Here is a 20486-nt window from a genome sequence, read left to right as displayed (position 1 = left end):
CGCCCTCGGCATGAGTCGGGGGCCTCGTACACCTCGCCGGTGTACGAGGCCCCCTTCCGTGTCAGGCCGTCTGCTCGGCCGCCAACTCCACGAGCCCGGCCCATGCCTGGGGGCTCACGCTCAGCACGGGCCCGCCGAGCTGCTTGGAGTCGCGGACGTGCACGGTGCCGGGGGTGGCGGCCACCTCGACGCACTCGCCGCCCTCAGCACCGCTGTAGCTGCTCTTCCGCCAGGCGACCTCCACGCACTGACCGCCCTCGCCGCTGCTGTAGCTGCTCTTCCGCCACAGGAGTTCCGGTTCCTTGGGTGAAGTTCGTGCCGTGTTCATAGCTCTCCCAGCAACTTCTCGACGAGTTCCGTGGTCTCCTGAGGCGTGAGCGCCTGCGATCGGATGATCCCATGACGCGCCGCCACAGAGCGGACCTCGTTGCGATCTGTGAGCAGGATGCTGCGCCCCTGGACCTCCAGGTACGCCACGTGGTCACCGGTCCTGGTCGTGATCAGAGTGAACGGCCCGTCGACCCCCGCGTTGTCCTCGCGGCTGACAGGCATGACCTGGATCTCGACATTGCGCTTCTGCCCGATGAGAAGAATCTGTTCCAACACACCGCGCAGCACAACTGTCCCACCATATGGGCGCCGCAGCACTGCCTCATCGATGACGAAACTCATCAGTGGGGCAGGCCATCGGCCGAAGATGTCCTGTCTGGCTGCCCGAGAGGCAACGCGCTGTTCGATGGTGGCCTCATCCAACAGTGGTCGCCGCATAGCGAGAAGCGCGCGCGTGTACTCCTCCGTTTGCAGCAGCCCAGGCACGGCCTGCGTCGCGTACAGGAACAACTCAAGGGCCTCCGCCTCAAGCCTCGCCGCGTCCCGGAAGAAGGCCGGATACTGCGCCCGCGCCACCTCCTCCTTCAGCGCCTTGAGTACACCCCCCGCGTCCAGTACCTCGTCCGCGCGGTCGATGAACCTGGACGGCGGGATACGCCGCCCCTGCTCGAACGAGGCGACCGACTGCGCCGCGTATCCCACCAGCTTCCCGAACTCCGCCCGCTCCAGCCCGGCCCGGGTCCGGAACAACTTCAACTGCCGCCCGAACGCCGTGACCACACCCTGCCCGGGCTCGTCCTCCGGCCGCTGTCCCGCCGGTTCCGCCGCCCCGAGCGGCTCCACCGGCTCCCGTCCGGCCCCCGCGTCATCGTCCCGCACCGCCGCCACCCTTCCGCGCGCGTACACCGCACCGCCCGCCCGCGTACAAGCGGAACGCGACGGCGCGTCACCCATGGTCACGCTACGCCACCACGGCTCAGCGTGGAGCCATGACGAACAACCCCACCAGCACTGCTCACCCCACCCAACCAACCACGTCCGCACACCACTTCGAGATGCGCTTCACCTCCACGCCCCGTGGCGCCCGGCTCGCCCGCCGGCTGTGCGCGGAGCGGCTGCACGCCTGGGGGCTCCCGTACGGCACCGAGGAGCATGACGCCGTGACTCTCCTGGTGGCCGAGCTCAGCGCGAACGCCGTCCACCACGGCCGGGTACCGGGCCGGGACTTCCTGGTGCGGCTCACCGTGCTCGTACAGCCGCTCTCCACCGTGCGGATCGAGGTGGCCGACACCCGCGGCGAGCGGCTCCCGGAACCCGCGGAGCACTTCCCCGGCCCCGACCGTACCGACGGGCGCGGTCTGCTCCTCGTCGCCGCCCTCGCCGACCGATGGGGCTGGGGCCCACGGCTCTGCGCGGCGCCCGGCAAGGTCGTGTGGGCGGAATACGACAGGCGAAACCTCGACGCACAGACGGTTCTCGGCCAGATGTGACAGACCTCGTACGCTTCCCTGGACGGAAGATCGCCACGCCCACCACACTGGTTCCGACATGTCGGGCCGGCCGACACCACCTCGGGTAGCACGTCGGCGACAGCAACACCACGGGGCGGGGGCACGGTGCCGCAGCGGATCATCGACGGACGCTACGAACTCCTGGAGGAGCTCAGCCACGGCGGCATGGGCGACGTCTGGCGCGGCTACGACTCCGTGCTGGACCGGCCCGTGGCGGTGAAGCTCATCCGGTCCCAGGCCGTCACCTCGCCGCAGCTGGCGGACGAGCTCGCCAAGCGATTCCGGCGCGAGGCCCGGATCACGGCCCGCATCCGGCACCCCGGTGTGCCGCAGGTCTACGACGCCGTCCTCGACGACACCCACGAGCACCTGTTCCTCGTCATGGAGCTGGTCGAGGGCGCCCCGCTGTCCGCCTACGTGGACCCGGCCCGGCCGCTGCCGGTGAGCTGGGCCGTGGCCGTGGCGGCGCAGGTGGCCACCGTGCTGTCGCACGCCCACGAGGTCCCCGTGATCCACCGGGACCTCAAGCCGGGCAACGTCCTCGTCGCCCGCGACGGGACCGTGAAGGTCCTGGACTTCGGCATCGCGGCCATCCTGCGCACCGACGCCACCAAGCTGACCGCGACCGGGAGCCCGGTCGGAACGTCCCAGTACATGGCGCCCGAGCAGGTCCGCGGCGGGCGCGTCACCCCGCGGACGGACCTGTACGCGCTCGGCTGCGTCCTGCACGAACTGCTCGCCGGCCGTGCCCTGTTCCAGGCGGACAGCGAGTACGCGCTCATGTACCAGCACGTCGCCGAGGCCCCCACCCCGCTGCGGCGGCTGCGCCCCGAGGTCCCGGCCGCGCTGGAGGAACTCGTCCTGCACCTGCTCCGCAAGGCCCCGGAGGCGCGGCCCGCCGACGTCCAGGAGGTGTACGAGCGGCTGCTGCCCTTCCTCCCGCGGGCCGGCCAGGACCCGTCGCCCGGCGAGACGGGCCCGGCCGGCGCCCCGGACCCGACCGGGCTGTTCCGCCACCCGTACGCGCCCCGCTCCCGGCCCCGGCCGGCGGCCGCCCCGACGCCCTCGGGGGAGCAGCCCCCCGCGCCCGTCCCCGTACCGGACGGACTCAGGGCGGACATCAAGGACGCCTACGCGCACTCCGACGCCCTCCTCGAGGAGGAGCGGTTCACGCAGGCCGCGGAGGTGCTGAGCGAGGTGATCGAACCGGCCGCCCGCGCCCTCGGCACCGAGAACCGGCAGGTGCTGGAGCTGCGCACCCAGCGGGCGGCGATCCGGCTGCTCGGCGGGGACTACCGGGCCGCCCTGCCCGAGTTCACGGCGCTCGCCGACGCGTACGGGCGCATCGCGGGGCCCACGAGTGAGCAGGCCCGCGCCTGCCGTGCCCAGGCCGCCCGCTGCCGCGCCGAACTCGGCCAGGTGACGGAGGCGCTCACGGCGCTGGAAGCGGTACTGGCCGTCGTCCGTTCCGTGGACAGCGACGTCAGCGAGGAAGCCGTCGAACTCCGCCGTGACATCGGCATGCTGCTGCTCGCCCAGGGCCGGGCCGCCGACGCCGTGGTCGTCCTCGAACCGCTGCACGCCGACCTGAACGTCGTCTACGGCCCCGCGGACGAGCTGACCGCGGAGGTCGCCGAGGCGCTGGCGCTGATAAGGCTGGATCTCGACGGCCAGGGAGCCTGAACCGGTGACCATCCCCTCGTAGCGTGGAGCCCGTGATTGCAGGGGAAGTTGGGGTTCATGGGGTCCAAGAAGAAGCCGCCGTACGACGCTGAGTTCCGTGAGGGTGCGGTGCGCATCGTGGTTGAGACCGGGAGGCCGGTCGGCGAGGTCGCCGAGGAGCTCGGCATCAACCCGGGCACGCTGCACAGCTGGGTGTCGCGGTGGCGGCGCAACGGGACGACGTCCTCGGACCGGCCCGTACAACCGACTGCCGCCAGTGGCGGTGGCGGTCGGGTGCGGGAGGCTGAGCGGGCCGAGCTGGAGCGGCTGTGCCGGGAGATCGGGGAGAAGAGCAAGCGGATCCGGGAGCTGGAGATGGAGCGTGATGTCTTCAAGCGATGCATGGCCCTCTGGGTGAAGTGACCGAGAACGCTCCGGAGGCGGTGGTCGCCTTCATCGGTAGCCAGAGGGTCGGGCATGGCGTCCCGCACCGGGTGTCCTGCCGGGTGGTCGGGGTGAGCGAGGCTTGGTTCTACAAGTGGCGCCGGCGCCCCGACGAGCCGACGGAACGCGTGGTCAGGAGGGCGAGGCTGGAGGAGCGGATCATCCACTTCTTCACGGAGTCCGGCGGCACCTACGGCTCGCCGAGGATCACTTTGGATCTGTGGGCGGAGGGCTGGCAGGTGTCGGTGAACACGGTCGCGGAGATCATGGCCGGGCTCGGTCTGCAGGGCCGCAAGCCGCCCAGGCGGCGGTCGCTGACCCGGCAGGGCAAGCGGGAGGCTGCCCCTGACCTGGTGAATCGCCGTTTCGACGCGGTGGCCCCGGACGTTCTCTGGTACGGCGATATGACGGAGATCGAGACCGGCGAGGGCAAGATCTATCTAGCCACGGTCATCGACGCGTTCTCGCGCCGTTGCCTCGGCTACGCCATGGGCGAGCACCATGACGCGGCCTTGGTCGGGGCGTCGTTGAAGATGGCCACCGCGACGCGCGGTGGCCGAAGGGACGGGACGATCTTCCACAGCGACAGGGGAAGTGAGTACACGTCAGAGGCGTACAACACCCTGTGTGACCTCCTGGGCGTGGTGCAGTCCATGGGGCGGGTGGGGTCGGCGCTGGACAACGCCGCCGCGGAGTCGTTCAACTCGCTGATCAAGGTCGAGTACATCCACCGGCACCGGTTCGCCACCCGCACCGAGGCCCGCCTGAAGATCGCCACCTGGATCACCGGGTTCTACAACCCGCGACGCAGGCACAGCGCGGCCGGCGGCCTGCCGCCGGAGGAGTTCGAACGGAGCATCACCGAAGCACGCAAGAAGAGCGACCAGAGGTGCCAGGCCGCATAGGAGAGGTCTCTACGAAACCAGGGGATTGACACACCGATGATCAGCGGTGGCCGTCCCCGTCCCTCAGCCGGTCCCCCGGCAAGATCGCACTGTCCGGCTGGAACACCAGGTCGCGCTGATACCAGGTGCCTGGCTCACCGCCGAGGTGGCCCGGCTCTGCCGGGCCGACAGGGACGAACCCGGCTTTGGTCAACACCTTCTGGGACGCGGCATTCTGGCGGGCAGTGGCCGCCCGCAGTGTGCGCAGCCCGTGCTGGGCCGCCGCCAGTCGGCACAGTTCCCGGACGGTCGCGGTCGCCACGCCACGGCCGGCAACATGCTGCGCGACCCGGTAGCCGAGTTCCGCAGTGTGGTCTTCGATGTCGACCAGGTTGAACCTGCCGAATACCGAGCCGTCCTCGGCGACGAGCACGTGGAAGGCACAGATGCCGGCCTCCTGCTCAGCCAGCAAGGCGTTGTACCGGTCGGTGAACTGGTCGAAGAAGTCGTCGCCGCGGTCGGGGACCGAGGCGGCGAAGTAGGCGCGGTTCGCCAGCTCGAAGGCCAGGACCGCCGGGGCATGACCGGCATGCAGCCGCTTCAGCTCGGGCATTGCCCGACCTTACCCAGATAGCGCGCCGTGGCCACCCGAGTTTCCTCACCAGCGGCAGACAGCCCCAAGCCCAAGGCACATAACCATCTACGGGTGGAGTACTAGCAGTTCAGCGGGCTATCTGACGGAATGTTAGCCTCGCTGTCCCGCGCATGTCCCGCGGTAATGAAATGTCCCATTTGGGATGGCGGTCGCGCCTTTGTTTGCCGGTCGGTGTCGATCCCGAGCCGGTCGATCACCAGGGCTGGGCTCATGGTGCCCCGTGAGTCACGCAACCCTGGCTGATTCATGTCAGGCCGTGGATGGGTCCGTCGCCGTACAGTGCCCCGATGTCGACCAGCAGGACATCGCGGCGGTGTCCGGCGGCGTCGATGACGTCGGGATGGAAACCGTGCAGGGAGAACAGGGCGAGGGGCGCGTCATCGGACCGGTGCCCCTGGTCTGCGAGGAGGGCCCGGATGTGCTCGAGGCGTTCGAGGTCCTTGAGTCCTCGGGGTTGGACGGTGGCCTTGGCCTCTCCGATCAGTGCGATGGCGGCTCGCGGATTCTGAGGGCGCTCGCCGGGGGCCATGGCGAGCAGGTCGACCTCGTGCTTGGTCCGGGCGGCCGGATCCGCGATCTCCGCCGTGCCCACCGCGCCGAGCGACAGCCCTGTTTCGTCGATGGCGAAGGAGCGGGCCCATTCGCGCGCTGTCTCCTCGAAGTGCGGGCCCAGAATCTTCGAGTGATACGTCGGCCGGGACGACTGCCACACCTGGGCTCCGCGCCTGCGCTCCACCAGGTCCACCGTTGGCAGTGTGATCAGCTGGTTGAAGCGGATCACTGGGTCCGCCACGCTGATGACCGGGTGCCGGGCCTTGAGCAGGTCCTGCTCCTTGCGGATGCAGCCGGTGGACTCGAGCACCTCCAGCGGAGCGACCATGGCGGAACGGGAGCGCTCCAGCATGGAGCCGACCTTCGCCGGGGTCGAGGCGCCCCGGGCCACGGCGGACAGCACGTCGTAGTACAGCGTGCGGTGGGTGATTCGTGGGTCCTCGCGCAGCAGGAATTCCGCCTCCACCCGTGAGTACAGGGCCCGCCCCGGGTCCAGCAGGGTGCGTTCCACCCAGGGGCCGAACTCCGCCTCGCCCTGCGGCACGGGCCCGGCAGCCAGCGGCCGGTAGCCGGGGGCACCGCCGAGCACGGCGTCGACCTGCAGCGCCACCGCCGGATCCTCGATCCCCCAGTGGGCGCGGGCGGTGCGGTAGTCGAAGGCCGGCAGGTGCAGGTCCAGCACTGCCCGGCCGCGCAACGGCTTGGTGCCGGACAGCAGCTCGGACATCACGCTCATCGCTGACCCGCACAGCACGATTCGGCCGCCGGGTGCCTTGCCGGACTGCGACTGGTCGTACAGCAGTTGCAGGAACCCGGGGATCTCCGGGGAGTGCTGCATCAGATACGGCAGCTCGTCGATGACGATCAGCGGTGCACCTGAGGCCCGGTTCACCACCTCCAGCGCGGCGGTGAGCGCATCCCGCCAGTCGTCCAGCCGCATCGCCCCGGGCCGCACCCCCGCGTGCGCGGCGATCGCCTCGGTGAACCGGTGGAGCGCGGGCACCCGACCCTCCTCCTGCACGGCAGTCAGGTACAGCCCGCCCACCGCCTCCGTGAGCGCCTCCAGCAGGAACGACTTCCCGTTCCGCCGCCGCCCCGAGACGATGGCCAGCCGCAGCTCGGGGGACGGATCGGTGAGGAAGTCGTTCAGGAGGGACCACTCGTGATCACGGTCCAGCAGCCGCTCCGGCTTGTCGATCTGTCCAGCCACAGCTTTCTCGTTTCCGTTCAGGTAGACCTATACAGAATTGGCATGGGTTGATCTTAACGCTGTCCGGCCGCGGTGGCACGCTGCGGGTGCCTCCTCACGTGGGTCAGGCGGGCGAGGCGGTAGCGGGTGAGGACCCGGTGAACGGTCGCGGGGTTCAGCCCGAGGAGGTAGGCGATGCGGGCCGGGCCCCAGCGGCGCAGCACGCGGACACCTGATGATGCGCCGTTCGGTGCGGGTCGGAGTCCGGCGCGGGCTGTGATGAGGGCGTGAGGACCGGTCGGTCATGCCTGCCTTGCCCAGTTCGCGGTAGTGGGTGGCCTACCCCTGGGCTGTCGTGGGTGACACCTGGAAAGCGTTCGGCGGCCCGGCGCAGAGTCCAGCCCTCTGTCGCTGGTGCAGATGTAGCAATCCACACCGGGCCAGAAGGCCCGCACCCCTATTAAGATCGGTCAGCCGTGACCCCCGTCACCGTCCACAACCTCCCGGGACAGAACAGCAGATCATGCTGCCAGGTCACCGGTCGCGTCCGCAGCTGCCGGTGGCTCGCGGCTGCCGCAGTTCCCACCGTGCGTCAGTTCTTCGTGGGCGCACCGCAGCACTTCTTGTACTTGCGGCCCGAGTCGCACCAGCACGGGCCGTTGCGCGCCGGCGGCCACAACAGGACACGCTCGGGGTGTCCCGTCAGGGCATACCACTCGCCGAAGGAACGCCGGGTCTCCGCCGCGTCCGCGTCACGGCCCTGCCGGTGCGTGTACGCCTCGAACTCGGCGAGGGTGGCGCTGACCATACGGACACGGGCGGCGCCGGCCTCGCTGTAGGCGCGGGCTTCACGCTGCAGCCGCTCCGCGTAGGTGTCGTAGTCGTCGCCGTAGTGGGCGGTCGACTCCAGCCATCGGGCGCGGACGGCAGTGAAGTCCTCGCGGACCCAGCGCAGCACGATCCCGTCGAACGCCTCCCCGTCCTCGGGCACGTCCACCGACGGTCCCTGTGACAGCGCATCCCGCAGCCCCTCCCGGAACTGCGCGAAGGAGGCGTTCGCCTCCGCCTCTGCGGCGAGGTCGTCCTCGTCAAGCTCGATTCCCAACTCGCCGCGCAGGAAGCCGCGGTCGATGAGCAGCCCGTGCCGGTACTCGGCCGCCTGCGGGCTGTCGTCGTTTGCGGTGATACGGTCCAGGCCCGCCTGGCACCACTCAAGTGCCCGCTCGTACCGCCCTGCCTCAGTCAGCGCCTCGACCATGTCGTCGATGACCCGCAGCCGCGCCTCCCCGGCGTGTTCGGTGTCGAGGTGAGCCCGTAGGTCCTCCTGGGTGTGCTCGGCCTCCGTCGCGCGGCCCAGCGCGTACAACTGGTCGACGATGCCGACGTGGGCGTCGAGGCGGTACTCGCCATCGCAGGCGGCGGCGCGCCGGAACAGAGACAGAGCCCCCTCGGCCTCGCCGTGTCGGACCGTGAGCCATCCGGCGTCCACCAGTGCCCGTGGTTCCTCCGGATCACCGGCGTGCTCATCCGCCCAGCGTTCGCACATGGCGGCGGACGGCTCTCCCCGCTGGGTGCCAAGGAAGACTCCGTAAGCGGTTGTTGGGGCATCAGGGGCAGCGAGTTCGTTCACAGGAAAACCCTACCGAGAAGCAATGCGTCCCGGTGCTTGCGGAGCCCTCGTGAGGCATCACTCGTGGAACACGCGCCCGCATTGTCCGGGGCGCGCCCCGTCCCCGGCGGCTGCACGGCGGCCCCCCATCTGGATGATGTCACTCGATGGGGTGAAGGGAATTCCTCAAGCGCGCGACAGACGGCTACCTGGGGACGCATGCTGATCTTGCAGTATCCCGGCAGCGCCACATGATCCGCAGCCGTACGTACCTCTGGAGATGGTGCGCGTGCCCCACCAAGTGCCCCTGGACGCCTCGGAAGTCATCGAGGGCGTGGTCGACCACTTGCTGCACGTCAGTTTCGATGAGCGCACGGTACTGCGGCTGACCGCCACAACGGGCGGTGAGGAAAGCATCACCGCCCTCGGCAAGGCGCTCTTCGGGGTGCGGCCCGGGGAGAGCCTGCGGCTGCACGGAGCCTGGGTCCATCATCCTCGCCACGGACGGCAGTTCAGAGCCGAGCGGTGCGAGCGGACGGTGCCGGCCGACGAACGGGCGATCCGTCTCTATCTCGCCTCGGGCATGATCTGCGGGATCGGGCCGATTCTCGCCTCGGCGATCGTGGACGCCTTCGGCGAGCGGACCCTGAAGGTCATCGACGCCGAACCACAGCGGCTCCTCGATGTGCACGGGATCGGCCAGGTCCGGCTGGGCCGGATCACGGCGGCCTGGCAGGAGCAGAAGGCCATCGCCGAGATCATGGTGTTCCTGCAGGGCCTCCGGATCACTCCGGCGCTCGCAGTGAAGATCTACACCGCGTACGCCGACACCGACGACGACCCGATGCACATCGTCCGTCGTACCCCCTACCGGTTGTGCCGGGACGTACGCGGTGTCGGCTTTGTCAACGCCGACAAGATCGCCCTCGCCGTCGGCATCCCGAAGCACAGCGACGCACGCCTTCAGGCCGCGCTCTTGCATGAACTCGACCAAGCCGGAGCCAGTGGCCACTGCCACCAGCCAGTGCGCGTTCTGATCGTCCGTACCCGTCAGCTGCTGACCGATGACGATCCGGCGACCGAGGAGATCCTCGACGACGCGGTCCTGCGTCACGCGCTGGAGACGCTGCGTGCCCAGGGCGAGGTGATCACGGAGACGCTGCCGCTACCCGTGCTGGACGGAACTGACACCGTGGCTGACACCGAGATCGCCATGCTGGCGCACCGGCACCGGGACGAGGCACAACTGGCCTTCCACGTACGGCGCCTGCTCGGCTCCGCCTCCTCGCTGGCCGACCTCGCTCCGTGGGCCGAGCGTCTGGCTGCGCTGAGGGGCCGGGAGACGGCCGGGCTGACCGACGAGCAGCACCAGGCGATCCTGACCGCCCTGATCCGCCCTCTCTCGGTCCTGACCGGCGGACCGGGCTGCGGCAAGACCCATACCCTGCGCACTCTGGTCGACATCGCCGACGAGGCCGGTGCGGTAATCGCGCTGGCCGCTCCGACCGGAAAGGCCGCCAAACGCCTGGAGGAGACCTGCGGGCAGGCGGCGATGACCGTGCACCGGCTGATCAGACCGCCCGACGGCGACTCCCTCTTCGATCACGCCGGCGTTCTGGAGACCGCCGACCTGGTGGTCATCGACGAGGCATCGATGCTCGACCTGGCCCTGGCCCGCCGGCTGTTCGCCGCCGTCCGGAACGGCTGCCACCTGATGCTTGTCGGCGACATCGACCAGCTTCCCAGCGTCGGCCCCGGCCGCGTGCTGCGCGATCTCCTCGATGTCGAGGACATCCCGCGCACCCGGCTCACCAAGGTCTTCCGCCAGCACGACGACAGCGCGGCGATCGTCATCAACGCCCACCGCATCCTGCACGGTGAACTGCCGAGGGAGGACCCCAAGGTCTTCTGGAATCGTCCCGTACCCACCGCCGAGCACACCGCCCAGCGCGTGGTGGACCTGGTCTGCGAGCTCATGCCGAAGCACTTCGGGGCCCGCCCGGAGGACATCCAGGTCCTGTGCCCCGGCAAGAAGAACATCGCCGGCATGACCGACCTCAACCTGCGCCTCCAGGAGCACCTCAATCCTCCGGCCGACGACAAGCCGCAGCACTATCACGGTGGTGCCGCCTTCCGGCTCGGCGATCGCGTGCAGCAAGTCCGCAACAACCCCCACCGTGGCGAATCCGGAATCTTCAACGGCAGCAGCGGCACCATCACAGCTGTCGACGTCGAAGCCCACCGGCTCACCGTCACCTTCCACGACGGCGAGGCGGCGACGTACCCCTTCGCCGACCTCGACGAGTTGGTCCACGCCTACGCGCTGACCGTCCACCGCTCCCAGGGCAGCGAATACCCCTACGTCATCATCCCCATGATCAGCGCGGCCGGGATGATGCTGCTCCAGCGCAACCTGCTCTACACCGCCGTCACCCGCGCCCGCAACGGAGCCATGCTCATCGGCCAGAGCGAAGCCGTCGAACGCGCGATCGCCAACAACCGCACCCAGCGCCGCAACACCGCCCTCACTCATCGCATCCATCACGCCGAGGCCGCCGTACCGGCACCACGCGCCCACACGCCGAGCGGCCAACTCACCTGGGACTGAACGGAGGCGGACCCATCCAGGGGCTGCGCAGCGGCCTTGGCCTGCGGTGGCGTACCTGCTCATACGCCCGGCATGCCGCAACCCGTCGCCTCGTGGTACTGACGCTCGCACGCGCTGCGATGGCGGGCCGCTGACATTCGTGCCGAGCATCGGTCGGCCAAAATGAAACGGCCTCTTTCTCCGTGTGTTTCCGGACCGTCTCTATTGGCAAACGCGCAGTTCACGGCAGGTGCCCTACGGTGAGGACTCCGCCTTGCGCTCTTTCCCGTCCCGCGTATGTCCCGCATGCGGGACATACGCGGGATTGGACATTTGGGCTTTCATCCGCCCGGCACCGTAAAATCGCAGGTCACAGCCCTGTTGGGCCAAGCGGGTGTCGCCGAGTAGGTCGTGTGCGTTTTAGTATGCACAAGAAAGGCGCTGAACCGCGTTTCCGCTGTTCAGCGCCTTGATCCGGAGTGCCCCCGGCAGGATTCGAACCTGCGCACACGGCTCCGGAGCCCAGGTGAGAGCAGGACTCCACCGGGGTCCTGACCTGCGCCGGAGGCTCTGGCCCAGCAGGTGCAGAGCAAGATCATTACGCCCCTATTGCGTGGGGCACCTGTCGGCCTATGACTCCGGGCCGTATCGTCGAAGCATGATCTCGGGCAGCGGTGGGGGACCGGTCGACGGCGGCACGGAGTTCACGGCGGAGGGTCTGGCTCCCGTCCTCCATGAGGCCTGCGAGACGGCCGGACTCGACCCCCGCGGCGCCGAGTTGCTGCGGCTGGGGTCGAACGCGGTCTACCGCCTCGCTTCGTTACCGGTAATTGTCCGCATCGCCCGCGACCCGACGGTGCTGGCGGAGATGGAACGGGCCGTGAACGTGGCCCGGTGGCTGGAGACAGAGAACTTCCCGGCCGCCCGAGTGCCGGTCTTGGTGAGTCAGCCGATGGTCGTCGGCGGCCTGGTGGTCACCTTCTGGGAGAGCGTCCAGGAGAACGAGGAGTACGCGACGCTCGGCGAGCTGGCCGATCTGCTGCGCCGCCTGCACTGGCTGGAAGAACCTGAGTCGCTCGGCCTGCCGTACTTCGATCCGATGGCCAAGCTGACGGCGTCCCTCGACGGACTGGACGGTGTGGCCGAGGAAGACAGGGCCTTCCTGGAGGAGCGAGCGGCCAGGCTCTCCAAGGACTACGACCGGCTGGACTTCGTCCTTCCCTTCGGCATGATCCACGGAGATGCCAACATCGGGAACATCCTCCGGCACAGGCACGGACAAGCGGTACTCATCGACCTGGACGGCTTCGCACTGGCCCCACGTGAGTGGGATCTGATCCTGACGGCGATCTACCACGACCGTTACGGGTGGCACTCGAAGAGGGAGTACGCGGAGTTCGTCCACCGGTACGGCTTCGACCTCATGAACTGGCCGGGCTACGAGACCTTGGCCGACCTCGGGACCTGTCCCCGAGTGGTGGACACCTCTGAGCCCGGCCCCGCCAGGGGCCGGGTAGGAGGCATCTCTTATGGTGATGAAGGTCTACTCGCCCGAGTTCAAGGCGGACGCTGTCGCGCTGTACCTGTCGGACCCGAGCCACACCTTCGAGGGCATCGGCAAAGATCTGGGGATCAGCCGCGAGACGCTGCGTAACTGGGTGCGGGCCGAACGGGCCCGCCGCGGCGGGGGCAGCACGACGAGCACGGAGAAGAGCACGGTGGATTCCCCGCCGACGGCCGAGGAGCTTCAGGCCGAGAACGAGGCCCTGCGCCGGGAGCTGGCGGCAGCGCGCAAGGAGATGCAGAAACTCGCCACCGAACGGGATATTCTCCGCAAGGCGACGAAGTTTTTCGCACAAGAGATGACCTGGTGACCAGCCGCTTCCAGTTCGTCGAGGACCATCACCGCGCCTGGGGCGTGAAGCGGTTGTGTCAGGTGCTGGAGGTCGCCCGCTCCAGCTTCTACAAGTGGCGGGCCGGCCGCGCGGCCCGCGCCGCGCGTGAACAGGCCGACGTCGCTCTCGCCGAGCGGATCAGGGCCGTGCACGCCGAATGGGACGGCACCTACGGCCGGCCCCGTATCACCGCCGATCTGCGCGAGGACGGCGAGCGCGTGAACCACAAGCGCGTCGGACGGGTCATGCGCAAGTACGGCATCGCCGGGCTGCGGCTGCGCAAGCGCCAGGTCACCACCGTGCCCGAACCATCCGCCGCAGCGATGCCCGACCTGCTGGGGCGCGACTTCACCGCGAGCGCACCCAACACGAAGTACGTCGGCGACATCACGTACCTGCCGGTGGGCGACGGCGAGTTCCTGTATCTGGCGACCGTGATCGACTGCTTCTCGCGGCGGCTGGTGGGCTGGTCGGTCGCCGACCACATGCGCACCTCGCTGGTCACCGACGCGCTCCGGGCCGCCGTCCGGACGCGGGGCAGCCTGGCCGGCGCCGTCTTCCACAGCGATCACGGAGCCCAGTACAGCTCCCGTGAATTCGCGGCCGTATGTGCCGAGTTGGAGGTGAAGCAGTCCATGGGCGCGGTCGGGACCAGCGCGGACAACGCCCTCGCCGAGTCGTTCAACGCGACCCTCAAACGCGAGACGCTCCGTGGCGCCCGCCGCTTCGACGGGGCCCGTGCCTGCCGCCTGGCGGTCTTCCGCTGGACCACCCGCTACAACACCCGGCGACGGCACTCGGCGAACGGACAGCAGGCACCGATCGCCTACGAACAGCAGTCAGCTACCCTGACGCTTGCCGTATAACGACACGAACAGGTGTCCACCCTTCGGGGCCAAGGCCCCTCCGAGAACTGATGATGGTGGCATGGGTCGGCCGCCAGGCCGGTACGAGTGAACGCTCTGCCGTCGAGTTCACCCGGCGGGTGCGGTCACTGCGGACGGGCGAGGCACGCGAAGAGTGGCAACCCTTCTGAGGACGACCCGGACGACCGGGACGAGCCCGAGTCACCGCATGGTCAGCTGTACTGCTCCGAGGCGATCCACAACCTGTGTTCGCGGGCCTGCTCGGCAAGCTCACGTGCCGCGCTGCTTCTGCCGGCCGCGCTGAGATTGCGGCGGAACTCGGCGAGATAGCTGGTGCATCGGGCTGACTTGAGCTGTTCTCCGAGATCCAACGCGTCGAGCGCAACGCGACAGGCCTCCTCGACGTCCCCGGCCCGTAGGTGGGCGTCGGCCAGGACCATGGTCGCGAAGAAGTCGCTTCGCACGTGGCTGCCGCTCATGGCGTTCTCGGCGTGGGCGACGGCTCGGCGGGCGCTGTTCACGTCACGGAAGCAGTGCGCGGCCTCGGCGGCAAGCTCGGCTTCGTCGAAGTAGCTGATCCATTCCGGCTCGTCCTCGTTGTTCCGGCTTTCGAGTGCCTTGGTAGCCGCGCTCAGTGCGGTCTCGCACGCAGCGACATCGCCGGTGCGCGCCAGGGCTCGGGCCTCCATCGCATGGAACTGCGCCCGCAACGTCGGCGTTGCCACCGGAGAGATGCCCATGAGGGCGGCTCGAGCGAGAGTGGCGGCCTCAGCGTACCGCCCCATGAACGTCGCCTGGTGGCTCATCGCGGACAGGATGCTGCCTGCAAGCCGACGGTCGTTGGCGTCCTGGGCGAACCGGAGAGCCTGGAGAAGGTACCGCTGCGCGAGTCCGTGGTGACAGGCGTCGTAGGACATCCAGCCGGCCAGGAGAGTCGCTTCCGCCACGGTGGAGAAGAGGGCCCGTCCTACCTGCTCGGTGTATCGGCCCCGCAGGAGTGGGGCCACATCGTTGTTGAGGTACTGGATGACTGAATGACGGGCGTGGTCTCCGCCGAACTGGTCATCGAGCTGGGCGAACATGTCCGCCGTGGTCTTTATGGCTGCCACGTCGCCGAGACCGACTCGCGCGCCTTCCGTACGAGGCTGGGGGATGCTGGGCTGGGGCGCGACCAACCATCGGAGGGACGCTTCGTTCCACGCGGGCTGGGACGGTTCCGCGGTGAGTAACGGGTCGTACTGGTTGAGATCGGCGCGCCACAGTTGGCCGACCGTCCGAATGGCGTCATCCGGGCTGGCGGGATAGGCGGCGTCGAGTAGAGCGCTGTCTGCGACTTCTCCGTGACTCAAACCGAGTTCGGCCGCGCTGGTGCTGAAGGCGTCACACAGAAGCGGGCCGTAGAAGTCGTCCGGCGCGCTGTGGCCGTTCTCCCAACTGGCGATACGGCGCTTCACGCTGGCATCCGACGGGAGTTGGTGGCCGCGCTGCGCGGCAGCCTGCCGTAGTTCCCTTACTAATCGTGGCTGGCTCCAGCCCCGGCCCGTACGAGCTTCATGTAAGCGGACACTGCTCGGCTTCAAGGCGCCTTTCACTCCCTGCGTGATGCCGGTGCGACGACTCGGGGTTCTGTTACTGAATGTACGTGCTGGTCATCGCTTCGTGCAGGCAGTAACCGGAGTTCATCTGCAAGGGAGGGGGAGGACGGGGGATGACGCATGATGTGTGGACGCGTCATCCCCCGTCACCTCTCGTCATCTGCCCTGGCCAGGGGCCGGACCGGAAGTCTGAAAGCGCTGCGGCACCGGAGCCGCAACGTGGTCCGACTGAAGGTGAGACGTCATGCAGAGGATGACCAGGCGCGGCATGGAATGGCTGTCAGCGGCGGCGGACGATCGCGCGCAGTGTCGGCAGATCTGGGCGGATGATCCGCGAATGCCTTGCCTGCTCACGACGGGACGCCTCTTCGACGTGGTGAGCGTAGACCAGCGACTCGGCCTGGAGATGTTCGACCGGCTCTTGCGCAGTGGCCTGCCGTTCGGACCGTCGGTCGTCGACCGCAAGGCGCAGCGCGTCGGCTTCTTCCTCGGCTCGAACAGCCGCGAGACCTTCACGCACTTCCTTGCAGGGGAAACGCCCTCCCAGCCGATGTACAGGTACCTCGACCATGGGTCAGCCGTCGTAGTGCCCGGCCCCATCCCGCTTTCCGCGGACCGCTACCAGTGGCTCCGCGCACCGACGCGCCGGCCGGAGGCCAACCCGCTGCGCCCAGTCGCCCTCGCGACGGTTCTTGCGGCCTCTGCGGAACTCCTGGCGAGGATCGACCGCTTCGACGAGCAGTACCCGACGCCGTACGCGGCGGTCGCTGCGCTCCTCGAGGAGACGACCACCGATGCGGGATGAGCCGACCAGCGGGCACGACTTCGCCACGTGGTCGCCCCTCGACAGCGACGGATGGTATGCGGCCAGAAATGCCACTACCGCACTACGGGACGTCCTCGTGCGCGCAGGTCTGGAGAAGGACTTCCCGTACCTGCGCGCAGACTTGAATGCTTTCGGGCACGGGCTCGTTGAACTGGGCCGGGTGTCCCCCGACACGGCCGAACGCCTCGCGGAGCTCTTGCGCCTGGCGCTGGCAAGTGGCTTCGGCACGGACCTCGACGGCGCTGAAGCTGAGCAGATCACTACCAATGAGCACAAGGGAAGGACCTGACGTCATGACCGACCGGCGAGGAGTGGTGGCCAAGCGCGCGGAGGACTTGACGCCTGGCGTGCCCTACGTCCGCGGCTGGAACCGCGCTCGGCGAAGCGCCAGCACTCTGGCGGATCAACTGGTGTTGCTCGGACTGGACTCCGACTTCCCCGGCCTGGCGGCCGACGTCAACGTCTCGGGTGCCGGGTTGGTGCAGCTCGGGGCGGTTCGCCCTGAGGCGGCCGAGTTGCTGGCGCGGCTCATCAGGGCAGGACTGGAAACGGAGCGCCGTGACCCGACGTGTGAACCGGCAATGACTACTCGACGGGAGGCGCCTGCTGCCTGAACCCCGGCCGCCGGCTTCGCCTCACTCCTGAAGTAGTTCCGGACTCAGATGACCCGGGCCCCTTGCGACATCGTGCCTCGGCACTGCCGCAGGGGCTCTCTGCTTTCTCGATGATCTCCGGTGGGCTCCCCGGCCTGCCGCTCGGCCGGGACCGGCGCCCCAGCGCCGCAGCCCGGACGAACGGCAGGCCGCGCATGACATCAGCTTGGGAAGCTTGGGTCCTCCGCGCTCGATAGGCGCGCTGACCTGCTGCGCAGCGGCATGATGGCATGACGGACATGCTGGGTGAGTGACCGCTGTTCCCCGTGGTCACCGCGCTATCTGGCACGGTGCTCACTGCTGCCCTGGCGGCTTGGGTACATCCTTGTCCATCAGCGCGTTGGTGAACTCGACCGCGAACCGGTGCATTTCGGGTGACACGTTGGCGGGCTCGCTGGCGTACCAGCGGAAGGTGTCCGAGTTTCGCTCGGCCTCGTCCAACCAGTGGGCCAGGCGGTGGAGCTCTCCTTCGCTGAGCCTGATGGCAGCCTGGTGAACCCACGTCTCATCTGGCCCGGTGTAGGTCCCCAGGGCCATAACGGCCAGCTCTATCACGTCCGACGCGAAGACGGACCGGCAAAGATCACGAGTAGCAGGAGAAACCGGCATACGCCGAGGATGCGGTGTGCCGGATGGTAGGGCAATAGAGAGTCGTCGCACCCCTGACTCCGACAGGACCGTACACGCGACCTCTTCGTCCCGAAGCAACTTGGATGGCGGCTGTGCCTGGGGTTGGTGTGCTCCTCACCTGCGTCGATGGTCCGTACGTGTCCGCGCTCGTTCGCCGCTACCCGGGGGCGTTGTCACGCAGATAGACACTCACCTCCGACCGTGCCCTACTTCTTGCGGCGCTTGCTGACCCTCTTCTTCAGTTCGGCCTGCCCGCGCTTCGTCCAGTCACCTTGGTGTAGGTAGCAGCGTGAGGTGCCTTTCAGCGTCTTGTTCTGGCAACACCTTCCAGACGCCGTCGGCCAGCCGCACCTGCTCTGCTTCCACTCGCCCACCGTTCGCCCTCCGGTAGTCCGCTCGAAGACTCGGCCGGCACTCAGCGTGCAGCGCCCTGCAAGCCATGGGTAGGGCGCATAGCCAGCGGTGTGAAAGCTCCATGCGCGCGCGAGTCGGTACAGTCGCGGGTGCGTGTTCGTCGGTGTTCCAGGAGACCGTGTAAGAGGTCGTTCGCCTGTGTGCACGGTCGGCTTCCCATACGCTACGGCCCACGGCATGCCGTCGTCATGGCCAGGGGGAACATGGTGGAGCAGCTTCAGAGGCTCGTTGACCGCTACGGCGAATGTGTACAGAAGCCCGTGTGGTTCCGTCCAGGAACGTGGCGAGCAATGCTCAAGACCTGTGGATCGGACCCGGGAGGGTGCCTCGCGGAACGCGAAGGGCGTACCTTCCCGAGTGATCGACTTCTGGTCATCGAGTAGGCCCGCGTTGCAGCGCGGGTCGGGAAGGCACGCCCGTGCTGAGCGTAGTCAACGAGGACGGCACCACCCAGAGCGGCTCCCTGATGGACGACATCGTCCGTGAGGGCGCCCGCCGGATGCTCGCCGCGGCCCTGGAGGCCGAAGTCAACCAGTACATAGCCGAGTTGGCGGGTGAGCGGGACGAGGCGGGTCGCCGTCTGGTGGTCCGTAACGGCCACCACCGCGAGCGGACGGTGGCCACCGCCGCCGGGCCGATCGTGGTGAAGGCGCCGCGGGTGAACGACAAGCGGGTCGACGGCGAGACGGGCGAGCGCAAGCGGTTCTCGTCGAAGATCCTCGCCCCCTGGTGCCGGAAGTCCCCGAAGATCAGCGAGGTCCTTCCCCTGCTCTACCTGCACGGTCTGTCCTCGGGCGACTTCGTGCCCGCGATGGAGCAGTTCCTCGGCTCGGCCGCTGGGCTCTCGTCGGCCACGGTGACTCGGTTGACCAAGCAGTGGAGCGACGATCACGCCGCCTTCCAGGAGCGGGACCTGTCCGGGGCCGACTACGTGTACGTGTGGGCTGACGGCGTCCACCCCAAGGTCCGCCTCGGCCAGGCCCGCTCCTGCGTCCTGGTCCTCATGGGCGTGCGTACCGACGGCAGTAAGGAGCTGATCGCGCTCGCTGAGGGCCTGCGCGAGTCGACCGAGTCCTGGGCCGACCTCCTGCGGGACTGCCGCCGACGCGGCATGCGCGATCCCGAGCTCGTCGTCGGCGACGGAGCCATGGGGCTGTGGCGGGCGCTGACCGAGGTGTTTCCGCAGGCCAGACATCAAAGGTGCTGGGTTCACAAAACCCGCAACGTGCTCAACGCCCTACCGGGATCGGCCCAGCCCGGCGCGAAGAAGGCACTGCAGGAGATCTACAACGCCGAGGACCGCGACCACGCCGAGAAGGCGGTGAAGGACTTCGGGCGCTCCTACGGCGCGAAGTGGCCCAAGGCCGTCAAGAAGATCACCGACGACGTCGATGAACTCCTGGCGTTCTACGACTTCCCGGCCGAGCACTGGGTCCATTTGCGCACGACGAATCCGATCGAGTCGACCTTCAGCACGGTGAAGCTGCGGACCAAGGTCACCCGCGGCGCCGACAGCCCGGCCGCGGCCCTGGCGATGGTGTTCAAGCTCGCCGAGTCCGCCCAGGCCCGCTGGCGCGCGATCACCGCACCCCACCTCGTCGCCCTCGTCCGCAGCGGCGCCCGCTTCGAACGTGGCGTCCTGGTCGAGCGTGAGCGGGAGGTTGCGGCATGAGTGAGCCCAAGGAACTCCCGCTGCTGTTCCTGGACGTCGACGGACCTCTCCTCCCGTTCGGTGACGGCTCGCAGCGCGAGCCGTCAAGCACCACGACAGATTCGCACCTGATGCGGCTCGACCCGCGCTTCGGACCGCGCCTCGCGGCACTGCCGTGCGAGTTGGTCTGGGCCACCACGTGGGAGGAGACGGCGAACACCGACATCGCACCGCTGCTCGGCCTGCCGCCGCTGCCGGTCGTGCACTGGCCGGAACCCTCCGACGCGCAGGAACGCGAGGACCAGTGGTTCGGGCTCCACTGGAAGACCCGAACCCTGGCGGCATGGGCAGGCGGACGCCCGTTCATCTGGGTCGATGACGAGATCACCGACGCCGATCGGGACTGGGTGTCCACCAACCACCCCGCTCCGGCCTTCCTCCACCGCATCGCGTCGTCCCGCGGCCTCACCAACGAAGACTTCACAGTTCTCGATCAATGGCTGCGGGCCACTTGAGGCTCCCCACGGTGATCC

19 protein-coding genes and 1 pseudogene are annotated in these 20486 nt (G+C 68.5%); 12 read left to right on the top strand and 8 right to left on the bottom strand.

What is annotated here, in order from left to right; all coding sequences use genetic code 11:
• Window positions 1-61 precede the first annotated feature (61 nt).
• Together FEF34_RS11825 and FEF34_RS11820 are read right to left on the bottom strand one after the other, a co-directional pair.
• Entirely contained in the window at window positions 62-328 is a 267-nt protein-coding gene (locus FEF34_RS11825) for a DUF397 domain-containing protein (protein WP_138053142.1), read from the bottom strand.
• Window positions 325-1209: a helix-turn-helix domain-containing protein gene (locus tag FEF34_RS11820; protein WP_407698272.1), complete on the bottom strand. Its 885-nt coding sequence runs from the start codon at window positions 1207-1209 to the stop codon at window positions 325-327. The genes FEF34_RS11825 and FEF34_RS11820 overlap by 4 nt, the downstream gene beginning before the upstream one ends.
• A 110-nt stretch (window positions 1210-1319) precedes the next feature.
• Between FEF34_RS11820 and FEF34_RS11815 the strand changes: the two genes are divergently transcribed.
• From FEF34_RS11815 to FEF34_RS11800, 4 genes are all read left to right on the top strand, one after another.
• Entirely contained in the window at window positions 1320-1820 is a 501-nt protein-coding gene (locus tag FEF34_RS11815) for an ATP-binding protein (protein ID WP_138053141.1), read from the top strand.
• 126 nt (window positions 1821-1946) lie between these two features.
• A complete protein-coding gene (locus FEF34_RS11810) occupies window positions 1947-3524 on the top strand; it encodes a serine/threonine-protein kinase (protein ID WP_138053140.1) in 1578 nt (525 codons plus the stop codon).
• Window positions 3525-3581: 57 nt separating this feature from the next.
• On the top strand, window positions 3582-3926 hold the full coding sequence (locus tag FEF34_RS11805; protein WP_138053139.1) for a transposase: 345 nt from the start codon (window positions 3582-3584) through the stop codon (window positions 3924-3926).
• On the top strand, window positions 3923-4852 hold the full coding sequence (locus FEF34_RS11800; protein WP_199800663.1) for an IS3 family transposase: 930 nt from the start codon (window positions 3923-3925) through the stop codon (window positions 4850-4852). The genes FEF34_RS11805 and FEF34_RS11800 overlap by 4 nt, the downstream gene beginning before the upstream one ends.
• A gap of 40 nt (window positions 4853-4892) precedes the next feature.
• Here the strand turns inward: FEF34_RS11800 and FEF34_RS11795 are convergent, their stop codons facing one another.
• The 4 genes and pseudogenes from FEF34_RS11795 to FEF34_RS42015 form a co-directional block, all read right to left on the bottom strand.
• Window positions 4893-5444 (bottom strand): GNAT family N-acetyltransferase, encoded by a 552-nt coding sequence (locus FEF34_RS11795; RefSeq protein WP_138053137.1) that lies wholly within the window; start codon window positions 5442-5444, stop codon window positions 4893-4895.
• A 286-nt stretch (window positions 5445-5730) separates the two neighbouring features.
• Window positions 5731-7248 (bottom strand): AAA family ATPase, encoded by a 1518-nt coding sequence (locus FEF34_RS11790; protein WP_138053136.1) that lies wholly within the window; start codon window positions 7246-7248, stop codon window positions 5731-5733.
• Between the two features lie 89 nt (window positions 7249-7337).
• A pseudogene (locus FEF34_RS11785) lies at window positions 7338-7633 on the bottom strand (helix-turn-helix domain-containing protein); the annotation flags it as partial.
• 186 nt (window positions 7634-7819) lie between these two features.
• Entirely contained in the window at window positions 7820-8857 is a 1038-nt protein-coding gene (locus FEF34_RS42015; RefSeq protein ID WP_199800662.1) for an SEC-C metal-binding domain-containing protein, read from the bottom strand.
• Window positions 8858-9125: 268 nt separating this feature from the next.
• Here FEF34_RS42015 and recD2 point away from each other — a divergent pair, with 268 nt between their 5' ends.
• The 3 genes from recD2 (at window position 9126) to FEF34_RS11765 (ending at window position 14184) form a co-directional block, all read left to right on the top strand.
• Window positions 9126-11444 (top strand): SF1B family DNA helicase RecD2, encoded by a 2319-nt coding sequence (recD2, locus tag FEF34_RS11775; protein WP_171052920.1) that lies wholly within the window; start codon window positions 9126-9128, stop codon window positions 11442-11444.
• A gap of 637 nt (window positions 11445-12081) precedes the next feature.
• Window positions 12082-13077, top strand: coding sequence for an aminoglycoside phosphotransferase family protein (locus FEF34_RS11770; protein ID WP_234042360.1), 996 nt, complete (start codon window positions 12082-12084; stop codon window positions 13075-13077).
• Window positions 12959-14184, top strand: a protein-coding gene (locus FEF34_RS11765; protein ID WP_407698349.1) for an IS3 family transposase whose coding sequence is annotated in 2 segments (ribosomal slippage) — window positions 12959-13276 and window positions 13279-14184 — 1224 coding nt in all. Because the reading frame shifts where the segments join, the coding sequence is not laid out codon by codon here. Before FEF34_RS11770 ends, FEF34_RS11765 begins: the two co-directional genes overlap by 119 nt.
• A 212-nt stretch (window positions 14185-14396) precedes the next feature.
• Here the strand turns inward: FEF34_RS11765 and FEF34_RS11755 are convergent.
• Window positions 14397-15638 carry a hypothetical protein gene (locus FEF34_RS11755; protein ID WP_171052919.1) on the bottom strand — a complete coding sequence of 414 codons (1242 nt, stop codon included), beginning with the start codon at window positions 15636-15638 and terminating at the stop codon, window positions 14397-14399.
• Window positions 15639-16023: 385 nt separating this feature from the next.
• Here FEF34_RS11755 and FEF34_RS11750 point away from each other — a divergent pair, with 385 nt between their 5' ends.
• The 3 genes from FEF34_RS11750 to FEF34_RS11740 are packed head-to-tail and all read left to right on the top strand — an operon-like array spanning window position 16024 to window position 17219.
• Window positions 16024-16584 (top strand): bifunctional DNA primase/polymerase, encoded by a 561-nt coding sequence (locus FEF34_RS11750; RefSeq protein ID WP_171052918.1) that lies wholly within the window; start codon window positions 16024-16026, stop codon window positions 16582-16584.
• Window positions 16574-16894, top strand: a complete 321-nt coding sequence (locus FEF34_RS11745) for a hypothetical protein (protein WP_138053132.1) — start codon at window positions 16574-16576, stop codon at window positions 16892-16894. Before FEF34_RS11750 ends, FEF34_RS11745 begins: the two co-directional genes overlap by 11 nt.
• A 4-nt stretch (window positions 16895-16898) precedes the next feature.
• Window positions 16899-17219: a hypothetical protein gene (locus FEF34_RS11740; RefSeq protein ID WP_138053131.1), complete on the top strand. Its 321-nt coding sequence runs from the start codon at window positions 16899-16901 to the stop codon at window positions 17217-17219.
• A 333-nt stretch (window positions 17220-17552) separates the two neighbouring features.
• Here FEF34_RS11740 and FEF34_RS11735 read toward each other — a convergent pair whose 3' ends face one another.
• A complete protein-coding gene (locus FEF34_RS11735) occupies window positions 17553-17867 on the bottom strand; it encodes a hypothetical protein (RefSeq protein ID WP_138053130.1) in 315 nt (104 codons plus the stop codon).
• 853 nt (window positions 17868-18720) lie between these two features.
• Between FEF34_RS11735 and FEF34_RS11725 the strand changes: the two genes are divergently transcribed.
• Together FEF34_RS11725 and FEF34_RS11720 are read left to right on the top strand one after the other, a co-directional pair.
• A complete protein-coding gene (locus FEF34_RS11725; RefSeq protein WP_138053128.1) occupies window positions 18721-19974 on the top strand; it encodes an IS256 family transposase in 1254 nt (417 codons plus the stop codon).
• The gene (locus tag FEF34_RS11720; protein WP_138051381.1) at window positions 19971-20468 is read left to right on the top strand and encodes an HAD domain-containing protein; all 498 of its coding nucleotides are present in this window, start codon (window positions 19971-19973) and stop codon (window positions 20466-20468) included. Before FEF34_RS11725 ends, FEF34_RS11720 begins: the two co-directional genes overlap by 4 nt.
• Window positions 20469-20486 lie beyond the last annotated feature (18 nt).

This window comes from Streptomyces marianii, assembly GCF_005795905.1.
Taxonomy (GTDB): domain Bacteria; phylum Actinomycetota; class Actinomycetes; order Streptomycetales; family Streptomycetaceae; genus Streptomyces; species Streptomyces marianii.
Note: the sequence above shows the minus strand (reverse complement) of the source record. Positions and strands in the feature narration are given on the sequence as shown.